Below are 2,486 nucleotides of genomic sequence, written 5' to 3'. Positions count from 1 at the left end.
GGGAGCCGGTACTGCTCGTGCGGATTGCGCGGAGCCTTCGGGCGCTGCGTGTTCTTGCTCTGGGCTTTCTTGCGATCGGCGGACATGGGATCCAGTATCCCAGGCCGCGCGGCCTGCTCATCCGCGGCCCGACCGACCCGCCGGGCCCGACCGCCTCGTGCGAGGCCCGACCGCCCGCCGCGTCAGCCCACCTCGGGAATCGGCGGCCCGAGGATGTCGTCGGCGTCGATGATCCGGTACGCGTAGCCCTGCTCGGCGAGGAACCGTTGCCGGTGGGCGGCGTACTCGGCGTCGAGGGTGTCGCGCGAGACCACCGAGTAGAAGTGGGCCTGCCCGCCGTCGGCCTTGGGCCGTAGGAGCCGCCCGAGTCGCTGCGCCTCCTCCTGCCGTGAGCCGAACGTCCCCGAGACCTGCACGGCCACGCTGGCCTCGGGCAGGTCGATGGAGAAGTTGGCGACCTTGGACACCACCAGCGTCGAGATCTCGCCCTCGCGGAACTGGGCGAACAGCTTCTCGCGTTCCTTGTTGCTGGTGGAGCCCTGGATCACCGGCGCGTCGAGTTCTTCGCCGAGTTCGTCGAGCTGGTCCAGGTAGGCGCCGATCACCAGCGTCGGCGCGCCCTTGTGATTGTCGAGGATCTTCTTGACCACCGGGATCTTGGTCCGGGCGGTCGAGCAAAGCTTGTACTTGTCCTCGGCCTCGGCGGTCGCGTACAGCATCCGCTCGTTCTCGGTCAGGGTCACGCGCACCTCGACGCAGTCGGCCGGCGCGATCCACCCCTGCGCCTCGATGTCCTTCCACGGCGCGTCGTACCGTTTGGGGCCGATGAGGGAGAACACGTCGCCTTCACGCCCGTCCTCGCGGACGAGGGTCGCCGTGAGACCGAGACGACGACGACTCTGCAGGTCGGCGGTCATCCGGAACACGGGCGCCGGCAGAAGATGCACCTCGTCGTAGATCATCAGTCCCCAGTCGCGGGAATCGAACAGCTCGAGCGCCCGGTGCACGCCCTTCGTCTTACGGGTGATCACCTGATAGGTGGCGATCGTGACGGGGCGGATCTCCTTACGCTCGCCGGAGTACTCGCCGATCTCGTCCTCGGTGAGAGACGTCCGCGCGAGCAGCTCACGCTTCCACTGCCGCCCGGCGACGGTGTTGGTCACCAGGATCAGGGTGGTGGCCTTGGCCTTGGCCATCGCGGCCGCACCGACCATCGTCTTCCCGGCACCGCACGGGAGTACGACGACGCCGGATCCGCCGGCCCAGAACGAATCGGCCGCCATCTGCTGGTAGTCGCGGAGCTCCCACGGCTCCTCCTCCTGGGAGAGGTCGATCTCGTGGGCCTCGCCGTCGACATATCCGGCCAGATCATCGGCGGGCCAGCCGACCTTGAGCAGCTCCTGCTTGAGTCGCCCGCGCTCGGAGGGGTGGACCACCACGGTGTCGTCGTCGATCTCCGCGCCAAGCATGGGCTTGATCTTCTTGTGGCGCTTGACCTCGGCCAGCACCGCGGCGTCGAGCGAGACCAGCGTCAGCCCGTGGACTGGGCTCTTGACCAGCTGCAACCGGCCGTAGCGGTCCATGGTCTCGGCGATGTCCACCAGCAGCGGCTGCGGCACCGGGAAGCGGGAGTAGGTGATGAGCACGTCGACCACCTGCTCGGCGTCGTGCCCGGCGGCGCGTGCGTTCCACAGTGCCAGCGGCGTGATGCGGTAGGTGTGCACGTGCTCGGGCGCGCGCTCGAGTTCGGCGAACGGGGCCAGCGCCTGGCGGGCGTCGTCGGCCTGGTCGTGGTCGATCTCCAGCAGCACGGTCTTGTCGGACTGGACGATCAGCGGTCCACCACTCACAACTGGCCTCCTCGGGGTGTCTCACCGGGTCCGCGTGGGCCCGACCGTCCATTGTCCAGACATTCGCGCGGTCGCGCCGCCGCTGTGGCTCCGGCAACTCCGCATCCCGCGACTGAGTTCGTCCACACGCCCGGCGGCCGCCGCCAACTACTGCCCTTCGGGCCCCGCCCCAGCGATCTCCCCGGTTCACCTCTCCGAGTGCGAAAAACACGCCCGATTGCGCGGGTGAACTGCAATCCGAAATGCGAACCGGAATCAGGGGCCCCGACCGGCGTTGAATCCACCCTCCGCGCTCATCCCACCCTCCGCGTGTGCGCCACCCTCAGCGTCGAACCCGCACACCGCGCGAAACCCCACTCACCGCGTGAAACCCATTCACCGCGTCGGATCGACGTCCGCCACGGAGATCACCCGATGCAGCGGCAGCGTGAGCGGCTCGGCTGTATCGGGCTCGATGCCCTCGACCCGGCCCCCGCCGACCGAGGCCGGCACGATCAGCCGCACGGTGGACCGGCCCTGGGCGTCGACCACCGAGACGGTCACCGCGGTCCGGGTCGACGCGGCCTCGTGCAGCCGGGCGATCGCGGCCTCGCCAGTGTAGCCACCCGAGCCGCCCGGTCCGCCAGCGCCATCCGG

The 2,486-nt window shown here is 69.2% G+C and carries 1 protein-coding gene and 1 pseudogene; both read right to left on the bottom strand.

Annotation, left to right across the window (positions count from 1 at the left end; all coding sequences use genetic code 11):
* Positions 1-182: 182 nt before the first annotated feature.
* Complete coding sequence (locus tag G6016_RS14085; RefSeq protein ID WP_182633253.1) at positions 183-1,850, bottom strand: DNA repair helicase XPB; 1,668 nt, start codon at positions 1,848-1,850, stop codon at positions 183-185.
* Positions 1,851-2,225: 375 nt separating this feature from the next.
* A pseudogene (locus tag G6016_RS14080) lies at positions 2,226-2,486 on the bottom strand (helicase-associated domain-containing protein); the annotation flags it as partial.

The organism is Dietzia aerolata, from assembly GCF_014144865.1.
GTDB lineage: Bacteria > Actinomycetota > Actinomycetes > Mycobacteriales > Mycobacteriaceae > Dietzia > Dietzia aerolata.
Note: the sequence above shows the minus strand (reverse complement) of the source record. Positions and strands in the feature narration are given on the sequence as shown.